The organism is Paraburkholderia sp. J94, assembly GCF_905220285.1.
Taxonomy (GTDB): domain Bacteria; phylum Pseudomonadota; class Gammaproteobacteria; order Burkholderiales; family Burkholderiaceae; genus Paraburkholderia; species Paraburkholderia tropica_A.
Genome location: NZ_CAJMZH010000007.1, coordinates 390771 through 408957 on the forward strand (window position 1 = coordinate 390771; position 18187 = coordinate 408957).

Annotated in this window: 16 protein-coding genes; 6 read left to right on the forward strand and 10 right to left on the reverse strand. The window is 69.5% G+C overall.

Translation table 11 applies throughout. The features are described from left to right. Positions 1-11 precede the first annotated feature (11 nt). The 9 genes from U4Y88_RS17655 to U4Y88_RS17695 all read right to left on the reverse strand — a co-directional run bounded on the left by U4Y88_RS17655 (position 12) and on the right by U4Y88_RS17695 (position 10928). Positions 12-551, reverse strand: a complete 540-nt coding sequence (locus U4Y88_RS17655; RefSeq protein WP_321785385.1) for a hotdog family protein — start codon at positions 549-551, stop codon at positions 12-14. Beyond that, entirely contained in the window at positions 548-1492 is a 945-nt protein-coding gene (locus U4Y88_RS17660) for a beta-ketoacyl synthase chain length factor (RefSeq protein WP_321785387.1), read from the reverse strand. The genes U4Y88_RS17655 and U4Y88_RS17660 overlap by 4 nt, the downstream gene beginning before the upstream one ends. Continuing rightward, on the reverse strand, positions 1489-2757 hold the full coding sequence (locus U4Y88_RS17665; RefSeq protein WP_321785389.1) for a beta-ketoacyl-[acyl-carrier-protein] synthase family protein: 1269 nt from the start codon (positions 2755-2757) through the stop codon (positions 1489-1491). The genes U4Y88_RS17660 and U4Y88_RS17665 overlap by 4 nt, the downstream gene beginning before the upstream one ends. 40 nt (positions 2758-2797) lie before the next feature. Beyond that, positions 2798-3766 carry a polysaccharide deacetylase family protein gene (locus U4Y88_RS17670; protein WP_321785391.1) on the reverse strand — a complete coding sequence of 323 codons (969 nt, stop codon included), beginning with the start codon at positions 3764-3766 and terminating at the stop codon, positions 2798-2800. After that, positions 3763-6336: an MMPL family transporter gene (locus tag U4Y88_RS17675; protein WP_321785393.1), complete on the reverse strand. Its 2574-nt coding sequence runs from the start codon at positions 6334-6336 to the stop codon at positions 3763-3765. Before U4Y88_RS17675 ends, U4Y88_RS17670 begins: the two co-directional genes overlap by 4 nt. Before the next feature lie 57 nt (positions 6337-6393). Continuing rightward, a complete protein-coding gene (locus tag U4Y88_RS17680) occupies positions 6394-7137 on the reverse strand; it encodes an outer membrane lipoprotein carrier protein LolA (RefSeq protein WP_321785395.1) in 744 nt (247 codons plus the stop codon). After that, the gene (locus U4Y88_RS17685) at positions 7134-8147 is read right to left on the reverse strand and encodes an acyl-CoA synthetase (protein ID WP_224009804.1); all 1014 of its coding nucleotides are present in this window, start codon (positions 8145-8147) and stop codon (positions 7134-7136) included. Before U4Y88_RS17685 ends, U4Y88_RS17680 begins: the two co-directional genes overlap by 4 nt. Positions 8148-8320: 173 nt before the next feature. Next, positions 8321-10147 carry an AMP-binding protein gene (locus tag U4Y88_RS17690; protein ID WP_321785397.1) on the reverse strand — a complete coding sequence of 609 codons (1827 nt, stop codon included), beginning with the start codon at positions 10145-10147 and terminating at the stop codon, positions 8321-8323. Positions 10148-10214: 67 nt separating this feature from the next. Beyond that, the gene (locus U4Y88_RS17695) at positions 10215-10928 is read right to left on the reverse strand and encodes a hypothetical protein (RefSeq protein WP_321785399.1); all 714 of its coding nucleotides are present in this window, start codon (positions 10926-10928) and stop codon (positions 10215-10217) included. A 427-nt stretch (positions 10929-11355) separates the two neighbouring features. Between U4Y88_RS17695 and U4Y88_RS17700 the strand changes: the two genes are divergently transcribed. The 4 genes from U4Y88_RS17700 to U4Y88_RS17715 all read left to right on the forward strand — a co-directional run bounded on the left by U4Y88_RS17700 (position 11356) and on the right by U4Y88_RS17715 (position 13707). Next, positions 11356-11661 (forward strand): phosphopantetheine-binding protein, encoded by a 306-nt coding sequence (locus U4Y88_RS17700; protein ID WP_310631117.1) that lies wholly within the window; start codon positions 11356-11358, stop codon positions 11659-11661. A gap of 41 nt (positions 11662-11702) precedes the next feature. Further along, positions 11703-12428, forward strand: coding sequence for a 3-oxoacyl-ACP reductase FabG (gene fabG / locus U4Y88_RS17705; protein ID WP_224009756.1), 726 nt, complete (start codon positions 11703-11705; stop codon positions 12426-12428). Positions 12429-12472: 44 nt separating this feature from the next. Then, the gene (locus tag U4Y88_RS17710; RefSeq protein ID WP_321785402.1) at positions 12473-13264 is read left to right on the forward strand and encodes a glycosyltransferase family 2 protein; all 792 of its coding nucleotides are present in this window, start codon (positions 12473-12475) and stop codon (positions 13262-13264) included. A gap of 158 nt (positions 13265-13422) precedes the next feature. Continuing rightward, the gene (locus U4Y88_RS17715; protein WP_224009759.1) at positions 13423-13707 is read left to right on the forward strand and encodes a cupin domain-containing protein; all 285 of its coding nucleotides are present in this window, start codon (positions 13423-13425) and stop codon (positions 13705-13707) included. Between the two features lie 15 nt (positions 13708-13722). On the opposite strand, the gene cobA is transcribed toward U4Y88_RS17715, so the two are convergent. Further along, positions 13723-14511, reverse strand: a complete 789-nt coding sequence (gene cobA, locus U4Y88_RS17720; RefSeq protein ID WP_224009806.1) for a uroporphyrinogen-III C-methyltransferase — start codon at positions 14509-14511, stop codon at positions 13723-13725. A 658-nt stretch (positions 14512-15169) separates the two neighbouring features. On the opposite strand from cobA, the gene nirB reads away from it, so the two are divergent. Together nirB and nirD are read left to right on the forward strand one after the other, a co-directional pair. Further along, entirely contained in the window at positions 15170-17746 is a 2577-nt protein-coding gene (nirB, locus tag U4Y88_RS17725) for a nitrite reductase large subunit NirB (protein WP_321785494.1), read from the forward strand. A gap of 52 nt (positions 17747-17798) precedes the next feature. Next, entirely contained in the window at positions 17799-18149 is a 351-nt protein-coding gene (nirD, locus tag U4Y88_RS17730) for a nitrite reductase small subunit NirD (protein ID WP_224009761.1), read from the forward strand. The last annotated feature ends 38 nt before the right edge of the window (positions 18150-18187 follow it).

Consider the following 18187-nt stretch of genomic DNA (forward strand, 5'->3'; position numbering starts at 1 on the left):
TGGTTCTCCCTTCAGGTGTTGTCGATGGCGGGCCGCCGCAGCGCCCCGGCCGCGGACGCGTCGAGCATGACCGCCGCGCGTCCCGTCATCAGCACGCGCGCCTCGCAGCGCAGCGTGAAGCGATAAAGCACTGTCGTGCCGTCGCCGCCGATGCGCTCGGCTTCGACGATGAGCGGCGCGTCCAGCGTGTCGAGCCGCGCGATCTGCGCTTCGACGCCGCGCACGCTCGCGAGAAAGCCCGCGCGCGGACGCTGCGCGCCTCCGTTCGTTCCGTCCGCGCCATTCGCACCATTCGCACCATTCGCGGCGATCAGCGCGCCGTGCACGGCCATCGCCTGCGCCGCGTATTCGATGCCGCAGACCGAGGCGAGCTGGCCGTTCGAGCGCAGCGGATTATGCGCGTCGAGATGGCTGGTCGCGAGGCAGCGGATCTGCGTGTCGTCCCAGGCTTCGACGCGGTCGAGCAGGCACATCGCGCCGCTGTGCGGAATGTGCGCGGCGATCCAGGCGCGGTCGAGCGGCGCGGCGAGCGTCGGCGCTTCGGGTGTCATGGCGCGGCCTCGCGCGAAGCGCCCGAAGCAATTTCCGCCGCAACATCCGACGCAACGTCCGACGCAACGTCCGACGCAACGTCCGACACGCCATCGGCGCGCGCATCGGGCCACGACAGATCGAGCCGCACGCGCGTTTCCGGCAGATAGTCGATCACCACGCTCGCCGCTTGCCGCGCCGCGAGCGCATGCAGCAGCGGCAGCACGCGCGCGGCTGGATTGTTGACGCGCAGCGCTTCGAGTTCGGGCGCGTCGAGTTGCGTGGCGGGCGCATCGGTGAGTTTCGCTTCGATGCAGACGCGCGCGCCTGCGTTTCCGCTTTCATTGCCGCTTACGTCGGCATCGGCATCGTCATGCGCGACCGGCGTGAGCACCAGCGCCACGCCGAACGCATCCGCGATCGGGCGCACCGTGCGCAGCGGCTCGGGATACTCGCAGTCATACGCGACCAGCAGCGTCGGCACGCGGTCCACGGCCACCTGCGCGAGCGCTTCGAGCAGGCCCGCCGCGAAGCTCGCGTCGTGCGCGCAGAGCACGTTCGCGCTCGCGCGCGCCTTCGACGCGATGCTCCAGTAGCCCGCCGCCGCGTTGTGCACCGAGTTGTGAAAGCGCGTCGGCGATAGCTGGCGGTCGTCGGTGGAGAGCGTTTCGCAGATCGCGTGGCAGTTTACGCCGTCGCCGCCCGAGGCCGTGAACACGGAGGCGAGCGTGGCGGCGTCGCGGCCGCTCGCGGCCACCGCTTCGTGGCCCACGGCCAGCGCCGTGCGCACGACCGGGCCGGTGCGGCGGCGCTCGGCGGCGGGCAGGCTCGCGGGCGCGGGCAGCACCGTGCGGGCGGCCTCGTACGGCGCGCGCTGCGCGAACACGTCGGCGGCCTGCGGCCAGTCCACGAGACCCGGACCGATCACGCCGATCCCTTCGATCCACGCATGCAGTTTCACGATTGCACCTCGTTGTTGGCGGCGTTTTTTGCACCGTTGTTCAGGCGATTCATCGCGAAATCCGCGCGCCCGAGCAGGAGGCTGCAATTCGTGCCGCCGAAGCCGAACGAATTGCTGAGCGCGGCGCGCACGGTGGCGTCGCGGTTCGCGAGCGCGTAATCGACGCCGAGCGCGGTATCGACGACCTGCGTATTGACGCCCGCGGGCACGAAGCCGTGGCGCAGCGCGAGCGCCGACGCGATTGCTTCGAGCGCGCCCGCCGCGCCGAGCGTGTGGCCGGTCGCGCCCTTCGTGGAGCTGCACGGCGTGGCGTCGAACAGCGCGCCCACCGCGCGGCTTTCGGAGGCGTCGTTGCTGGGCGTGGCCGTGCCGTGCAGATTGATGTAGTCGATGTCGCCCGGCGCGAGGCCCGCGCTCGCGAGCGCCTGCTCGATCGCGGCACGCGCGCCGAGCCCGTCGGGATGCGGCGACGACATGTGATGCGCGTCGCTCGATTCGCCCACGCCGAGCAGCAGGATCGCGTCGCCGGGCAACGCGTCGGCCTGGTCAGCTTGCGCGGGCAGGCGTTCGAGCAGCGCGAACGCGGCCGCCTCGCCGATCGAAATGCCGTCGCGCGCCACGTCGAACGGACGGCACGGTTGGCGCGACAGCAGTTCGAGCGAGTTGAAGCCGTACAGCGTGGTGAGGCACAGCGAATCGACGCCGCCCACCACGGCCGCGTCGATCAGGCCCGCTTCGATCATGCGCCGCGCCGAGCCGAACACCTTCGCGCTCGACGAGCACGCCGACGAAATCGACGTGGCCGGACCGCGCGCGCCGAAATACGCGCGCACGAACGCGGCCAGCGCGTAGGGATTGTGGGTGCGCGCGTAGTCGAAGCCGGGATGCAGCAGGCCGGTGTCGCGATCGCGCTCGCGATAGGCGTTTTCGGTTTCGAGGATGCCGCTCGTGCTGGTGCCGACGAACACGCCCACGCGCTCCGCGCCGTAACGCGCGACGGCGTCGCGCACGCGCGCGGCGAAACCGTCCTGTTCGAGACCGAGCTGCGCGAGCCGATGATTGCGGCACGCGTAGGCCGCGAGATCGGCGCGGATTTCGACGGCGTCGAGGTCCCGCACCGCGCCGATCCACGTATCGAGATCCGCGCGTTCGAAGTCGCACGGCGCGAGGCCGCTGCGCCGCTCGCGCAGCGCGTCGAGCATGGCGTCGAGCCCGTGGCCGAGGCAGCTGGTGGCGGTGAAGTGCGAGACGAGAAGTGGGTTCACGGAGTTCGGTCCTGAGGCCGGCGCGCGCGCCATTTAAGGGTCAAATTTTACCAAACGGGGCGCTGCGTCCGCCGTGTCCGCCTTGGCTCGCAGACGGCGCGGTGTCGAGCGCGGCGCGCAGCGTGGTCCAGTGCAATTGCGCGTCGGCGGCGGCGCGCAGCACCTGCGGCAGCACGGCGAGCACGACCGGCTGGCCGAGCGCGTCGCGGGCCGTGTTGGCGTCGTGCAGCAGCAGGATGTCGCGCGGCGCGAGGCCGGTCAGCAGACGCTGCGCCACGGTGCGCGGATCGCGCTCGCGCGTGTCGAAGCCGCGCCGCGTCCAGCTCGCCAGCTGCAGCCCGAGCGCGCAGAGCACCGGTTCGAGAAACGGATTGCGCAAGCCGGCGGGCGCGCGGAAAAAGCGCGGACGCGTGCCGCTGATCTCCGTGAGCGTGCGCTGCGCGGCCTCGATTTCGCGCCGCAGCGCGCCGGGCCCGCTCAGCGAAAACGTATGCCGATGCCGCTGGCTGTGGTTCTCCACGGCGTGGCCGCGCGCGACGATCGCCTCGATCCATTTGGGATGCTGGCGGGCGCGTTCGCCGATGCAGAAGAAGGTCGCGTGCGCGCCGTATTCGTCGAGCAGGTCGAGCACGCGCGGCGTGATCTCGGGATCGGGGCCGTCGTCGATGGTGAGGGCGAGGCGGCGGTCGGCGCCGGGCGCGGACGACGCGGGCAGGTGCGTCCAGTTCGGGCCGAGCAGCGCGCTTTTCGGCCAGAGGCCCGCGGCGGTCAGCGCGAGATGCGAGGCCGCCACGCTGCCGACGGCCCACGGCCACGCGGACGGCTGCGCCAACAGCGCGGCCGCCGCGCCCGCATGCAATGCCGCCGCGCCGGCGATGAACGGCGACGGCAGCCAGCGGCGCGCGCCGCCCGCGAGCGCGAACGCGCGCGGGGCGTGGGGTGCGCGCGGCGCGTGGGCACCGTGGCGCTCACGCGGTTCGAGCGGTTCAAGCGGCGTGGGGCCGTTCATGCCGGGTTTCCTTGTCGATGGGGCTGCGTCGCGGCGTGCGTGTCTGCGCGCGTGTCCAGGCGCGCGGTTTCCACCTCGGGCGTGGCCGCATCGCGCGGCGCGAGGATCGCGGCGAACGCGAGCGCGAGCATCGCGCCGGGGCCGACGGTCAGGCCGAAGGTTTCGAGCAGCGGCACGTGCGAGAGCGCCAGCAGCCCGAAGCCCGCGACGGTCGCGAGATTGGCGACCAGCAGCGAGACCAGCGTGTGCGGCGCGATGGTCTGCGTGCCGTGCGCGCCGCGCTTGCAGAAAAACAGCGCGTAGTTCGAGCCCACCGCCACGATCAGCAGCATGCCGACGAGGTGCAGGATCGTCAGCGGCACGCCCGCGAGCGCGAAGCCCGCGACCACCACCAGCACGGCGGCGACGAGCGGCGCGAGCGCGCGCGCGGCGAGCCGCACCGAGCGCAGCGCGAGCGCCAGCAGCACGGCAATCGCCACGAAGCCCGCGAGCGAGAGCCGGATATCCTCGCGCACGTAGTTCACGTACAGGCGGTCGGCTTCCGCTTTCATGTCGATGAACAGCGCGCCCGGCACGCCCGCTTGCGCGACGGCGGCGCGGATCGCGTCGGCGTCGAGGCTCGATGTGTTGGCGGCCTTCGAGGCGCTCGCGGGCGCGCGCAGCGCGAGCATCGCGTTCCAGTGGCCGTCGCGTTGCGTGAGCAGCGCGTCGACGGCGAGCGCCATCGAGGTGCCGTTCAGGTCGGCGCGCGTGATGAGCGGCGCGGCGCGCGCGGCCTGCGCATCGGCGACGAAGGGCGCGAAGGCCTCGGGCTTCACGCTGATGCTTTGATGGGCGACCGCTTCGCGCAGACGCGCCGTCAGCGTGGCGGCGTCGGGCAGGCTCGCGAGCCGCGCGCGCTGCGCGGCGTCGCTCGGCAGATAGCGCGCGGGACTTTCGAAGCCCGCGAGCGTGCCTTGCGCGACCAGCGGCTGCAACTGCGCGCCGACGCGTTCCGCGCCTTCGAGCGCGGCCTGCGCGCTGGCGGCCGGAATCTCCACCAGATAGCGCACGTCGGGCGCGCCGAGGTCGGCGCGCAGACGCGTGTCGAGCGCCTGGCTCGCGGCGGGCACCGGGCTCAGCGCGGACAGTTCGTGGCTCCAGAGCGTGTCGCGATGCCAGGCGGCGAACACGACCGCGCCCACGGCCAGCGCGGCGAGCGGCCAGCGCAGACGCGGCGCGAACGCGGCCGCGCGCGCGAGCGCCGCGCCGAGTCGCGAGACGTCGCGGATCGCGTGCGCGCCGCCTTGCAGATGCGGCAGCACGAAGCGCGTGACGAGCGCGGCCGTGACGAGCCCGGCGATCGAATACGCGCCCAGTTGCACGAGGCCCGGAAAGCCTGAAAACAGCATCGACGCGAAACCGCACACGGAGGTCAGCACGCCGAGGCGGATCGTCGGCCAGTAGGCGGCGATCCAGGCGCGCAGCGCCGAGTCGCGGTGCGTTTGCATCGACGATGAAAGCGACGAAGACGACGACGACTGCACGAACAGATAGATCGAATAATCGACCGCCTCGCCGATCAGCGTGGTGCCGAAGCCGAGCGTGAGGCCCTGCACGGCGCCGAACGCGAGGCTCACGGCCGCGATGCCCGCCGCCACGCCCGAGAGCACCGGCAGCAGGCCGAGCACGAGCAGGCGCGGCGAGCGATAGAGCGTGAGCAGCAGCGCGACGATCAGCACGAGGCTCAGCACCGAAATGCGTTCGACGTCGTGGCGGATCGCGTCGCGCGTCTCGACCGAGAACACGCCGGGACCGGTCATCACCACGCGATAGGCGGAGGCGTCGGTGGCATTCGGCAGCGTGCGCGCGGCCGAGGCGAAGGCGCGCTTTACGGCGTCGATGGCGCGCGCCTGGGCGTCGGTGTCCGAGCCCGCGGCGGCGGTCTGCGCGACCAGCACGGCGCGCGCGCCGTCGCGCGAGGCCCAGACGCCGTCGCGCGTGGCGGGCTGCGCGGCGCTGTCGAGCTGATCGACGAGCGCGGCCACTTCGCCGGTCGGATCGTGCGGCAGCAGATCCTTCGCGACGAGGCCCGCCGACGAGCTGAGCAGATCGAGACTGTCGCCGAGCGCGTCGTGCAGGCCCGCCGCCGTGAAGCGCTGCGGCGTGACCGACGGGCTCAGCGCGTAGCGGTGCGCGTAGACGAACTGCTGGTCGCGCGCGTCGTTGACGGCCTCGCCGTTATGGACCGCCGCGAATTGCGGATCGGCCCGCAGCGTCGCGCCGATCTCGCGCGAGAGCCGCGCGCGCGACGACGCGTCGCCGCCTTCGATGCCGACGAGAATCAGCCGCGAAACCAGCCCGTCGCGCAACTGCTCGACGAGCACGCGCTGGCCCGCGCTGGGCGCGCGCGGCAGGAACGCGGAGAGGTCGGTGACGAACTGCGTGCGCGCGATGGTGACGGCGCAGGCGAGCAGGAACAGCAGCCACAGCAGGACGGCGGGCTGCCTGAACGCCGGCCTGCGTGCGGGCGTGGAAGCGGGCGCGGAAGCGGGCGTGGATGCGGAGGCGGGGCGGGTGCGGTCGTCCATCGGCGCGTCCCTGTTTCCGTTTGGGTGGGGTCGAGCGGGCTCGAACGGGCGGGGCGCTTAGCCCAACTCGCCCGAGGCGGCCGACTTCGCCGATTTCGACGCTTTCGCCGCGGCACCCGGCGAGGGCGATGCAGGCGATGCAGCCGACGCAGGCGCGAGCGGCTGCAATTTCATCAGCGAATGATCGCCGCCCGCCTGCTGGATCGCCACGCTGCGCAGCTCGCCGCGCGTGCCTTCGAGCGTGATCGTGTTGACCACCTTTTGCATGCGCGAGTCGCGCGGCGTGAGCGTGAGCATCCAGTTGTCGCCGCGTCCGGCGATCGCGACCTTGTAGGTCTTTTCGAGCGCGTAGCGGTTGCCCGTGAGCGTCGCGCGGATGCTCTCGATGAACGCGCCCACTTCCGGGTAATGCGCGAGCGCGAGCGTGTACTTGCGGTCGTTGCGGTCGACCGTGAGCATGTCGCCGTCGACGATCAGTTGCTCGGGCTTCGGGCTCAGCGTGTGTTTTTCCAGATGATCGGGCGCGGCGAACGCCAGCTCGCCCGACGATTCGACGGGTTCGGCGGCGATCGCCAGCCAGCGCGTTTCGGTGAAGGTCGCGCGGCCGGTCTTGTGCTGTGCGAGCGTCGCCATCAGGCGGTCGAGCGTCCAGGCGGGCGCGGCCTGGGCGGGCGTGACGGGCGCGAGCGTGCCGATGACGCTCAGCGTGGCGCCGCCCGCAAGCAGCGCGGCGGCGGCGAATGCGCGCGCCATCAGGCGACGCGAGGAAAGTCGAAAGGGCAAACGTGGGGTCTTGCTCATGCGTCGGAAGTCTCCCGGGCGGTCAGGCTGGCCGAGGCGGCGCGGGTCGCGCGCGTGGCGTGCGCGCCGCGTGCGGCGGCCTCGTTGCGGCGCGGTGCGCTGGCCGCGCCGGCATCGCGTGCGGGCGCGGCGCTTTCCACGGGCGCCGAGGGCGCGGCCGCGGGCTTGACCGTTTTCCAGAAATCGAAGTAGTTGAACCAGTTATAGGGCGCCGCGCGCGCGTACTTGTCGAGCAGCGAGACGTAGCGCGCGAGCGCCGCGTCGATGGCGGCGCGGCGCGCTTCGCGCGGCGTGTGGGTGAAGTCGGCGACCATTTCGAAGTGCACGTCGTAACGGTTGCCGCCGCGATAGAGGCCGGTCATGAACAGCACCGGACGCTTGAGCATCGCGGCCATGTAAAGCGGGCCGAGCGGGAACGCGGCGGGCTCGCCGAGAAAGGCCATACGGCGCAGCGAGGCGGAGTCGTCGGCGAGCAGCGTGCGGTCGGCCAGCATGCCGACCATGCAGTTTTCGTCGAGCCGCTGATTGACCTTCAGCATCGAATCGATCTGGCCGAGGCTGATCACTTCCGGGCTCGCGGCGGGATTCACGGCGGCCAGCGTCGCGTTGATCTTGCGCGCGTTCTCCTCGAACATCGTCACGACCACGCGCAGGTCGGGGCGCGTGCGGCCGAGCGCGCGGACCACTTCGAAACTGCCCAGATGCGCGCCCATCAGGAACGCGCCGCGTCCGCCCGCGAGCGCTTCGTCGACGAGCGTCTGGCCGTGCGGGCGGATGTCGAACAGATCGAAGCGCCCGTGCATCAGATAGATGCGGTCGTGGATCGTGGTCGCGAACGTGAACACGTGACGCCAGAGATCGCGCCATTGCGGCGCGCGCTTGAGCGCACGGCGCAGATAGTCGCGCGACGCGCCGCGTGCGCGCGGCGAGAACAGGACGTAATAGGCGGCGCACAGATGCAGCAGCGCGCGCCCGGCGGGGCGGCCGAGGCGTAGCGAAAGCCACGTCATCACGCGCAGCAGCAGGGCGCTGCCGCGTTCCTCGCGCTGCGCCCAGTCGGTGCGCGCGGGTTTGGCGGATGCGGTCGATGCGTTCGGCGATGTGCTCGTTGACGCGTTCGTCGATGCGTTCGTCGATGTATTCGGCGCGTTCGATCCGTCGGCGGCGGGCGGCAGGTTCGGCTTCATTGCGCGGCCTCCGCTTGAGCGGGTTGCACGGCCAGCGTGCCGCTCGCGACGTCGCGCTCGCCCGCGCGCACGGTGAAGCGGATCGCGCCGCTCGCGGCGGCATCGAAGGCGAGGTCGAGCGCTTCGCCAGGCGCGGCCGGGCTCAGGAACTTGGCCGCCGAGAGACGCCAGCTGTCGAGCGGCTGGTCCAGCGCGGTGCCGATGGCGTCGATGGCGCGGTCGAGCAGCACCACGCCCGGCACGATCGGCAGGCCCGGAAAGTGGCCCGGCAGCGCGGGATGATCGGCGCCGATCGTGAAGCGCAGGGCGTGCGCGGTTGCGTTGTCGGCGCTGCGTTGTGCGGGTTTTACGGCTTGTGTCACTTGTGCGGTTTGCGCCACTCGTGCGGACTCCGACGCCGTCGCGCGCGCGTGCCGCGCGGCCAGCGCCGCGAGCACGTCGCGCGGCAGCTTGCCGGTTTCGTTGCGCGGCAGGGCGTCGACGAACACCAGCGGACGCGGCATGAACGCGCCGTCGATACGCTCGCGCAATGCGCGCTGCAGGTCGGCGGCGCTCAGCGAGGGCGCGACCACCAGCGCGACGAGGCGCGTGATCGCGGCGTCGCCGCGCGTGGAATCGTCGTCGGCGGGCATGAAGAACACGCCGTCGGTCACGCCGGGAATCGCGTTGAGCTGATGATTCAGATACGCGATCGACGTGCGCTTGCCCGCGATGTTGACGAGGTCCTGCTTGCGGCCGTGCAGCAGGAAACGCTGCGCGTCGAGCAGTTCGAGCGCGTCGCCCATCGGCACGGGTTCGTCGAGATGGCCGCCGCTGGCCCAGAACGTGGTGCTGTCCTCGTCCCCGGTCGCGCGCGCCTCGAAGCGGATGCGCGGCAGCAGCCGCCACGTCGCGCCTTGCGCGGTGCGGCGCGTGGCGATCTGGCCGGTTTCCGTGCTGCCGTAGATCTCGATCAGCGGCGCGCCGAGCCGCGCCTCGGCTTCGCTCGCGAGCTTTTCGGCGAGCGGCGCGGTCGCGCTGAGCACCAGCGCGGCGCGCGGCAGCGGCGCGTCGCTCGCGAGCAGCGTGCGCAGATGGATCGGCGAGGTGACGAGCACGCGCGGCTGCGGCACGGCATCGAGTTCCGCGCTGATGTCGGCGGGGTAGAACGGCTGGCGGCTGCTGAACGCGAGGCCGCCGATCAGCGCGAGCAGCACCGTCGATTCGAAGCCGTACATATGCTGCGCGGGCACGGTGCCGACCAGCGTGTGCGCCGCCGCGCCGTCGCCGCTCAGGCCGAGGCTCTGCGCCGAGGCGCGCACGCCTTCGACGAGGCAGCCCCAGGTCTTGCGATGCGGCACCGGCGCGCCGGTCGAGCCCGAGGTGAAGACGTAGGCCATGACGCGCGCGGCGTCGATCTGCGGGACGGCGAAAGGGGCGTCGTCGGCGTTGTCGTCGGCGTTGTCCTGAGCGTCGGCGCAGTCATCTTTGGTCAGATTTGCGGCGGGCGTGTCGGGGTATCGAAAGCGCGGCAGGTCGATCGCGCACTCGGGCGCGTCGTGCAGGCAGAACGTGTCGGGGGCGAAGGCCTTGAGCTGTCGGACCGTCTCCGGCGCGTGCGTGGACGGCAGCAGGCTGATGCGGCCCGCGACGAGCGCCGCGCACAGGCTCACCGCGAAGCGGTAGCGGTCGCGGCAGACGTTGAACACGTGCCCGCCCGGCGGCAGCGCGTCGGCCACGCGTGCGACGTCGGCCAGAAAGCCTTGCACGGTGACGGGCGCGCCATCGCGCCAGGCGATGACCTGGCGGGGCGAAGCGTGAAACAGCAACGGATGAGTCTGCATAAATCGGTTGATACGAATACCCTGCGAAATCCCCGGCCGGCGCGGCTTTGCGCGGCCTGCGCGACGTTTATGACATGGCGCGCGCGCGGTAGGCGCGCACCGCGTCGAGCATGCGGGCGCGCGGTTCGTGCGGCAGCGCCAGCGCGCGGCAGGCGTGCTCGGCGGCGAACATCGCGCCCACCAGCGGCAGCGCGACATAGTTGGCGAAGGTCGCCCAGGCGACGATCGGCGCGAACGCGAACATCAGCGTCGAGACGGCGGCGATCGCCACGAAAAACAGCGTCCACGCAAGCGTGATGCGGCGCGTGTAACGCACGATGGCGCGCGGCATCGGGCCGCCGCCGCGTATCGTGCGCGCGAACTGCGTACACAGCGGCTCGCGCCCGGCGGCCAGCGTGCGGCCGAACAGCAGCGCCAGCGCGAGGTTGAAGCTCACGTGCTCCAGATACAGTCCCCATTCGAAATGATAAGCAAGCGGCGTGCGCGCACTCCACAAGGCCCCGGCGGCCAGCGCCCAGAGCGGCAGCAGCCAGGCGCGGCGCGGCGATCCGGCGGCGGCCGACAGCGCGAGCGCCAGCGGCGGCAGTAGCGCCATCGCGAGTCCGAGGCCCTGTTCGCCGGGCGTCGCGACCGCGCGATGCGCGAGCAGCTGATAGGCGACCACGACCGCCACGCCGAGCCCGGCGCGCACGACACCCAGCGCCGCTTCCCTCGGGGAGCGGGCGCTGCCCGGACGGCGGTCCGGCGCGGGCGCGGCAGGCTGGGCGGTGCGGCGTGACATCAGGTTCCTTATCTTGAATGGTAGTGGCGGAAGACGGCGGTGGCGCTATTTTCCATGCCGTCAATCCTCATACGTATGACAAAAAAGGGCCGCGTGAGGACGGCAGGCGTATTTTAGGGTGGCGGCGCAGCGCCGTCCGACAAGGCACCGGCAGGTTTGTAACCGTTTGTATGCCTTACTGCAAGGCGCGGGCCCGCTCCGAACGCGGCGCGTCCAATGCCGTGCAAGCGTCTGCGGCGGTCGTGTCCCAAAATTGCGGGTGAGACGGTTCGGAACGTCTGTAACCTTTCGGCCGGCGACACCGTATACGCCCCGATACCCATCGTCTAGAATCCGCGTAACTTTTACCCAACGATCCCTAAATCGGGCAGGCGGAGCGGGGTGGCGCCCAGGCGCGGCAAGCGGCGGCGCGTGAAATGTCCCGCCCGTGCGGCCCCGATTCGACCCGACCCGTCAAACGACCCGCACGCCTATGAACGCTCTCGAACACGAACTGGCCGCGCTCATCGTCGGCGAACTGAATCTCGAAGACGTCGCGCTCGACGACGTCACCGCCGAGACCCCGCTCTACGGCGAGGGCTTCGGTCTCGACTCCATCGACATCCTCGAAATCGCGCTGCTGATCTCGAAGAAGTACGGTTTCGAACTGCGCTCGGATAACCCCGACAACGAAAAGATCTTCGCGACGCTCGGCGCGCTGGCCGCCTACGTCGACGCGCATCGCGTGCGCTGATCGCACGCGCCACGCGACCGACGAACGACAGGAGAGAGCCGATGCGCGCACTCGTGACCGGCGGCAGCGGAGTGATCGGCCAGGCGATCTGCGACGCCCTGGCCGCGGCGGGCCATGAAGTCTGGGTCCACGCGAACCGGCAGCTCGCGCAGGCCGAGGCCGTGGCGCAGCGCATCGTCGCCGCGGGCGGCCAGGCGCACGCGATTGCCTTCGACGTCACCGACGCCGACGCCACCGAAGCCGCGCTCGCCCCGCTGATCGACGACGCCAACGGCGGCCCGGTGCAGATCCTCGTCAACAACGCGGGCATCACCGCCGACGCGCCGATGGCCGGCATGTCGCGCCAGCAGTGGCGCAGCGTGATCGACGTGTCGCTCAACGGCTTCTTCAACGTCACGCAGCCGCTCCTGCTGCCGATGATCCGCACGCGCCGCGGGCGCATCGTGAACGTCGCGTCGCTCGCGGGCGTGATGGGCAATCGCGGCCAGGTCAACTATTCGGCGGCCAAGGCCGGGCTGATCGGCGCGACCAAGGCGCTCTCGCTCGAAGTGGCGTCGCGCGGCATCACCGTGAACGCGATCGCGCCGGGCGTGATCGAGTCGCCGATGGCGGAGCGCGCGTTTCCCGCCGAGCGCCTCAAGCAGATCGTGCCCGCGCAGCGCGCCGGCAAGCCGGAGGAAGTGGCGGCCATGGTCGCCTATCTGGTCTCCGACGCCGCCGCCTACGTGACCGGCCAGGTGCTGTCGATCAACGGCGGCCTCGCCTGATCGCGCGCGCCGTCCCAACCTTTCCGCTTCTCGTACCCCGTTCCATGCAAGCCGACGTTACCTCCACCCCGCCGCGCGCCAGCGCGACGCATCTCGTCCTGATCCCGAGCTATAACCCCGGCGTGAAGGTCGACGAGACGGTGCGCGCCGCGCGCGCGCACTGGAACCCCGTGTGGGTGGTCGTCGACGGTAGCACCGACGGCAGCGCCGGGCGTATTCAGGCGATGGCCGCGCAGGACGACGGCCTGCGCGTGATCGTGCTGCCGCACAATCGCGGCAAGGGCGGCGCGGTGCTCGCGGGCATCGAGGCCGCCGCCGCGCAGGGCTATACGCACGCGCTCACGATGGACTCCGACGGCCAGCATCCCGCCGAGCTGATTCCGCGCTTCATGGCCGCCTCGCAGGCCGATCCCGAGGCGATGGTGCTGGGCCGTCCGAAGTTCGACGCGAGCGCGCCGCAGCTGCGCGTGCAGGGCCGCCGCGTGTCGAACCTGCTCGCCGATGTGGAAACGCTGTGGGCCGGGATCGGCGATTCGCTGTATGGATTCCGCGTGTATCCGATCGCGCCGCTGCGCACGATCATGACGCGTCTGTCGTGGATGCGCCGCTTCGACTTCGATCCCGAAGCCGCCGTGCGTTTGTGCTGGGCGGGCGTGCGGCCGATCCAGATTGAAGCGCCGGTGCGCTATTTCAAGGCCGACGAAGGCGGCGTTTCGCACTTCAACTATGCGCGCGACAACCTGCTGCTCTCGTGGATGCATCTGCGGCTCGTGGCCGGATTCGGCTTGCGTTTGCCGGGTCTGGTGGTGAAGCGCGTGGTGGGCGGCGGGCGCTGAGTTTTGTTCGGCATGCTGACTAATTGAGCGGCGCGTTCGCGTGAGTGTGTGCAACTGTGCTGGTCGGCGCGCACGCACTGTCTATTTCCCGTAAGGCTCGCTTGCCTGAGAATCGGCGTAATACATCGCCGATAACAATCAGGAGCAAGGAGCGCCCCATGTCCCGACCGCAAGCCGTCCCCACCGTGCAAGTCTCGAACGCGAGCGCCATCGTCACCGAATGGCGCTTCGCGCCCGGCGCCGAAACCGGCTGGCACGTGCACGGCCACGACTACATCGTCGTGCCGCAAACCGATGGCACGCTGCTGATCGAAACCCGCGACGGTCCGCGCGAGAAGGCGCTCGTCGCGGGCCAGAGCTACGCGGGCTTGCAGGGCGTGGAGCACAACGTCGTCAATGCGTCGCCGCGCGAAGTGGTGTTCGTCGAAATCGAGATCAAGTAAGCGCCCACGCGGCGCTTACGCGCGGCGCAATTGCGGCAGCATGCCTGCCGACAGCAGCGCGGCGCACTCGCTGTCACGCGGCGCGAACGCCAGCGCCTCGCCAATCGCATCACCGACCAGAATGATCGCCGGACTGCCCAGCCCGGCGTCGCGCGCGCGCGCCGCGATGGTGCCGAGCGTGCCCGTCACGCGGCGCTCGTTCGCGCTGCCCGCCCACTGCACGACGGCGGCGGGCGTGGCGGGCGAGAGCGATTGCGCGAGCGTCGCGCACAGGCCCTCGATGCGGCTCATGCCCATATAGATGGCGAGCGTCATGCCGGTGGCCGCGAGCGCGCGCCAGTCGGGCTCGCTGTGATCGCGCAGATGCGCCGTCACGAAGATCACGCCCTGGCAATGATCGCGATGCGTGAGCGACACGCCCAGTCCCGCCGCCGCCGCGAACGCCGACGAAATCCCGTTCACGATCTCCACCGGAATGCCCGCGCGATCGAGCGCCGCGAGTTCCTCGCCCGCGCGGCCGAACAGCAGCGCGTCGCCGCCTTTCACGCGCACCACGTGCAAACCCTTCTTCGCGTAACGCTGCATCAGACGCTCGATAAACGCTTGCGGCGTGGAGCGGCAGCCGCCGCGTTTGCCGACCTTGATCACGCGCGCCTGCGGTGCGAGTGTGGCGATCTCGGGATTCACGAGGTCGTCGATCAGCACGACGTCGGCGCTCGCGAGCGCTTTCGCGGCCTTCAACGTCAGCAGGTCGAGGTCGCCCGGACCCGCGCTCAATAACGTGACCTTGCCCGTCGTGTTCATGGCGTTCGTGTTCGTCATGTCGTGTACCCGTATGGCTGTGTGGCTGTGTCGCCAATAAAAAACGGCGTCCGCTCGTCATCGATGACGAGGGGACGCCGTTGTCCTGTGTTCTGTCCATCCTGCGAGGACGATGCGCCGCGCGCTTCGTCGCGCGCGACGCGTCCGGCATCGTTGCCGTTCGTATCGACTCACACGCGTCGATCACGCAAGTTCCAGACCAGCGCGCGTACTGATCTTGCCGATCGCTTCCCGATGCCTTTGCAGCCGCACGCGGCGCACCCGAAACCGGGCTCGCCCGCATTGACAACGCACGCACCTGCAAGAACGCAGCGCACAGCGAATGTGCTGCACGGCACCAAATCTGTGCCCTGCTGCATCACGAAGCGTCGTGCCGTTTTTGTGCGCGCTGCGCCGGCGCTGTCGCGAAACGCCCGCCAGACGGGGCTTTCGCGGTATGCGTGCGAATTGGCACAGCGCTTGCATAACGATCATTCAACAGGATCAACGGCGATCCGGCTGCGCAGCAGCAGAGCAGTGCAAATCGATTGAATTCAGGGCAACGGCGTCCCCCGAGTCTGGCTTTTCGCAAGCTGGCATCGCGGGACGCCTTTTTATTTGGTGCACAAGCATGACGCAAACTACGCTCGCAGTGAACGGTCTGAACGTCGTCGTCATTGGCCACGGCATGGTGGGCCATAAATTTCTGGAGAGCGTGCTCGCGGAAAGCGCGAACGTGCGCGTCACGGTGCTCTGCGAGGAGCCACGTCCCGCCTACGACCGCGTGCATCTCTCCGAATTTTTCTCGGGCAAGAGCGCCGACGATCTCTCGCTCGTCGCGCCGGGCTTCTTCGAACGCGACGACGTGCGCGAGCGCGTGCGCCTCGTGCTCGACGCGAAGGCCGTGTCGATCGACCGCGAGCAGCGCACCGTGAGCGTGTCGAACGGCGAAACGCTCGCCTACGACAAGCTCGTGATCGCTACCGGCTCGGTGCCGTTCGTGCCGCCGATCGAAGGTAACAATCGTCAGGATTGCTTCGTATATCGCACGATCGAAGATCTCGAAGCGATGCAGGCGCGCGGCGCGAGCGCCAAAACCGGCGTGGTGGTGGGCGGCGGCCTGCTCGGTCTCGAATGCGCGAAGGCGCTGCGCGATCTCGGCCTGCAAACGCACGTGGTGGAATTCGCGCCGCGCCTGATGGCCGTGCAGGTCGACGACGACGGCGGCCGCGTGCTGCGCGCGAAGATCGAAGAACTGGGCGTGACGGTGCACACGCAGAAGAACACCACGGCGATCGTCGACGGCGAAAGCGCCGCGAATCGCATGGTGTTCGCCGACGGCACGCACCTCGAAACCGACATGATCGTGTTCTCGGCGGGCATCCGTCCGCGCGACGACATCGCGCGTGCCTGCGGGCTCGAAGTCGGCCCGCGCGGCGGCATCGCCATCGACAACGACTGCCGCACGAGCGATCCGCATATCTACGCGATCGGCGAATGCGCGCTGTGGCAAGGGCAGATTTTCGGCCTCGTCGCGCCGGGTTACGACATGGCGCGCAATGTGGCGAAGACGCTCGCGGGCGAAGCCGCGACGTGCTTCGCGGGCGCCGACATGAGCACCAAGCTCAAGCTGATGGGCGTGGACGTGGCGAGCATCGGCGACGCGCATGGCAAGACGCCGGGCAGCCGCGCCTATCGTTTCGCCGACGAACGCCGCCAGGTCTACAAGAAGCTCGTCGTGTCCGAATGTGGCACGAAGCTGCTGGGCGCAGTGATGGTCGGCGACGCGAGCGAATACGGCACGCTGCTGCAAATGATGCTCAACGGCATCGCGCTGCCCGAAGCGCCCGAATTCCTGATCCTGCCGCAATCCGATGGCAGCGCCAAACCCGCGCTCGGCGTGGAAGCGCTGCCCGACGGCGCGCAGATCTGCTCGTGCAACAACGTCTCGAAGGCGCAGATCTGCGCGGCGGTGCGCGACGGCGCGACCAGCATCGGCGCGATGAAGGCCACGACCTGCGCAGGCGCGTCGTGCGGCGGCTGCGTGCCGCTCGTCACGCAGATCATGAAGTCGGAGATGAAGCGCCAGGGCCTCAGCGTCAACAATCATCTTTGCGAGCACTTCCCGTATTCGCGCCAGGAGCTGTATCACATCGTGCGCGTGGAGCAGATCAAGACCTTCGGCGACCTGCTCGCGAAGCACGGCCACGGTCTCGGCTGCGATATCTGCAAGCCTGCGGTGGCCGGCATTCTCGCTTCGTGCTGGAACGAGTTCGTGCTCAAGAAGGAGCACGCGAGCCTGCAGGATTCGAACGACTACTACCTCGCCAATATCCAGCGCGACGGCACCTATTCGGTCGTGCCGCGCATGCCGGGCGGCGAGGTCACGCCCGAAGGGCTGATCGCGGTGGGCATGGTCGCGAAGAAGTACGGCCTCTATACGAAGATCACGGGCGGCCAGCGCGTGGACCTGTTTGGCGCGCGCGTCGAGCAACTGCCGCTGATCTGGGAAGAACTGATCGATGCGGGCTTCGAATCGGGTCACGCCTACGGCAAGTCGCTGCGCACCGTGAAGTCGTGCGTGGGATCGACGTGGTGCCGTTACGGCGTGGGCGATTCGGTCGGCCTCGCGATTGGTCTGGAGAACCGCTACAAGGGCTTGCGCGCGCCGCACAAGATCAAGTTCGGCGTCTCGGGCTGCACGCGCGAATGCGCGGAAGCGCAGGGCAAGGACGTGGGCGTGATCGCCACTGAAAAGGGCTGGAATCTCTACGTTTGCGGCAACGGCGGCATGAAGCCGCGTCACGCCGAACTGCTCGCCGCCGACCTCGACCGCGAAACGCTGATCCGCTACATCGACCGCTTCCTGATGTTCTACGTGCGCACGGCCGACCGCCTGCAACGCACGAGCGTCTGGCGCGACAACCTCGAAGGCGGCCTCGATTATCTGATCGACGTGGTCGTGAACGACAAGCTCGGTCTTGCCGCCGAACTCGAAGCCGAAATGCAACTCGTGGTGGACACCTACGAAGACGAATGGAAGGTCGCCGTGACCGATCCGGCCACGCGCCGCCGCTTCCGTCACTTCGTCAACAGCGAAGCAGGCGACGAGAACGTGACCTTCGTCGAGGAGCGCGGCCAGATTCGTCCGGCCACGCTCGAAGAACGCAAGGGCATGCCGGTGCGTGCGCAGTACGAAGGCCTGGCGGCGATTCCGGTCGTCGCCGAAACGATGTGACGTGGCTGTTTTCAACTGCTCGATCCAACCGCTAGATAACGAGGAATCCGAAATGAACGCCATTCTTCAGCAAGACGAAACCTGGGTCTCGATCTGCCAGCTCGACGACATCGTGCCGAACACCGGCGTGTGCGCGCTCGTGAACGGCGAGCAGGTCGCCGTGTTCCATGTCGACGACGGCGCGGCGCGCGTGTTCGCGATCGGCAACTACGATCCGAACTCGAACGCGGCCGTGCTCTCGCGTGGTCTCGTCGGCAGCCTCGGCGAGCGCATCGTGGTGGCCTCGCCGATCTACAAGCATCACTTCGATCTGGAAACCGGCGAGTGTCTCGAAGTGCCGGACAGCTCGGTGAACGCGTTCGCCACGCGCGTGGAAAACGGCCAGGTGTGGATTTCGGCCTGATTTTTCCGCTGTTTTTCTCGCTGCTTTTCTGATTCGAA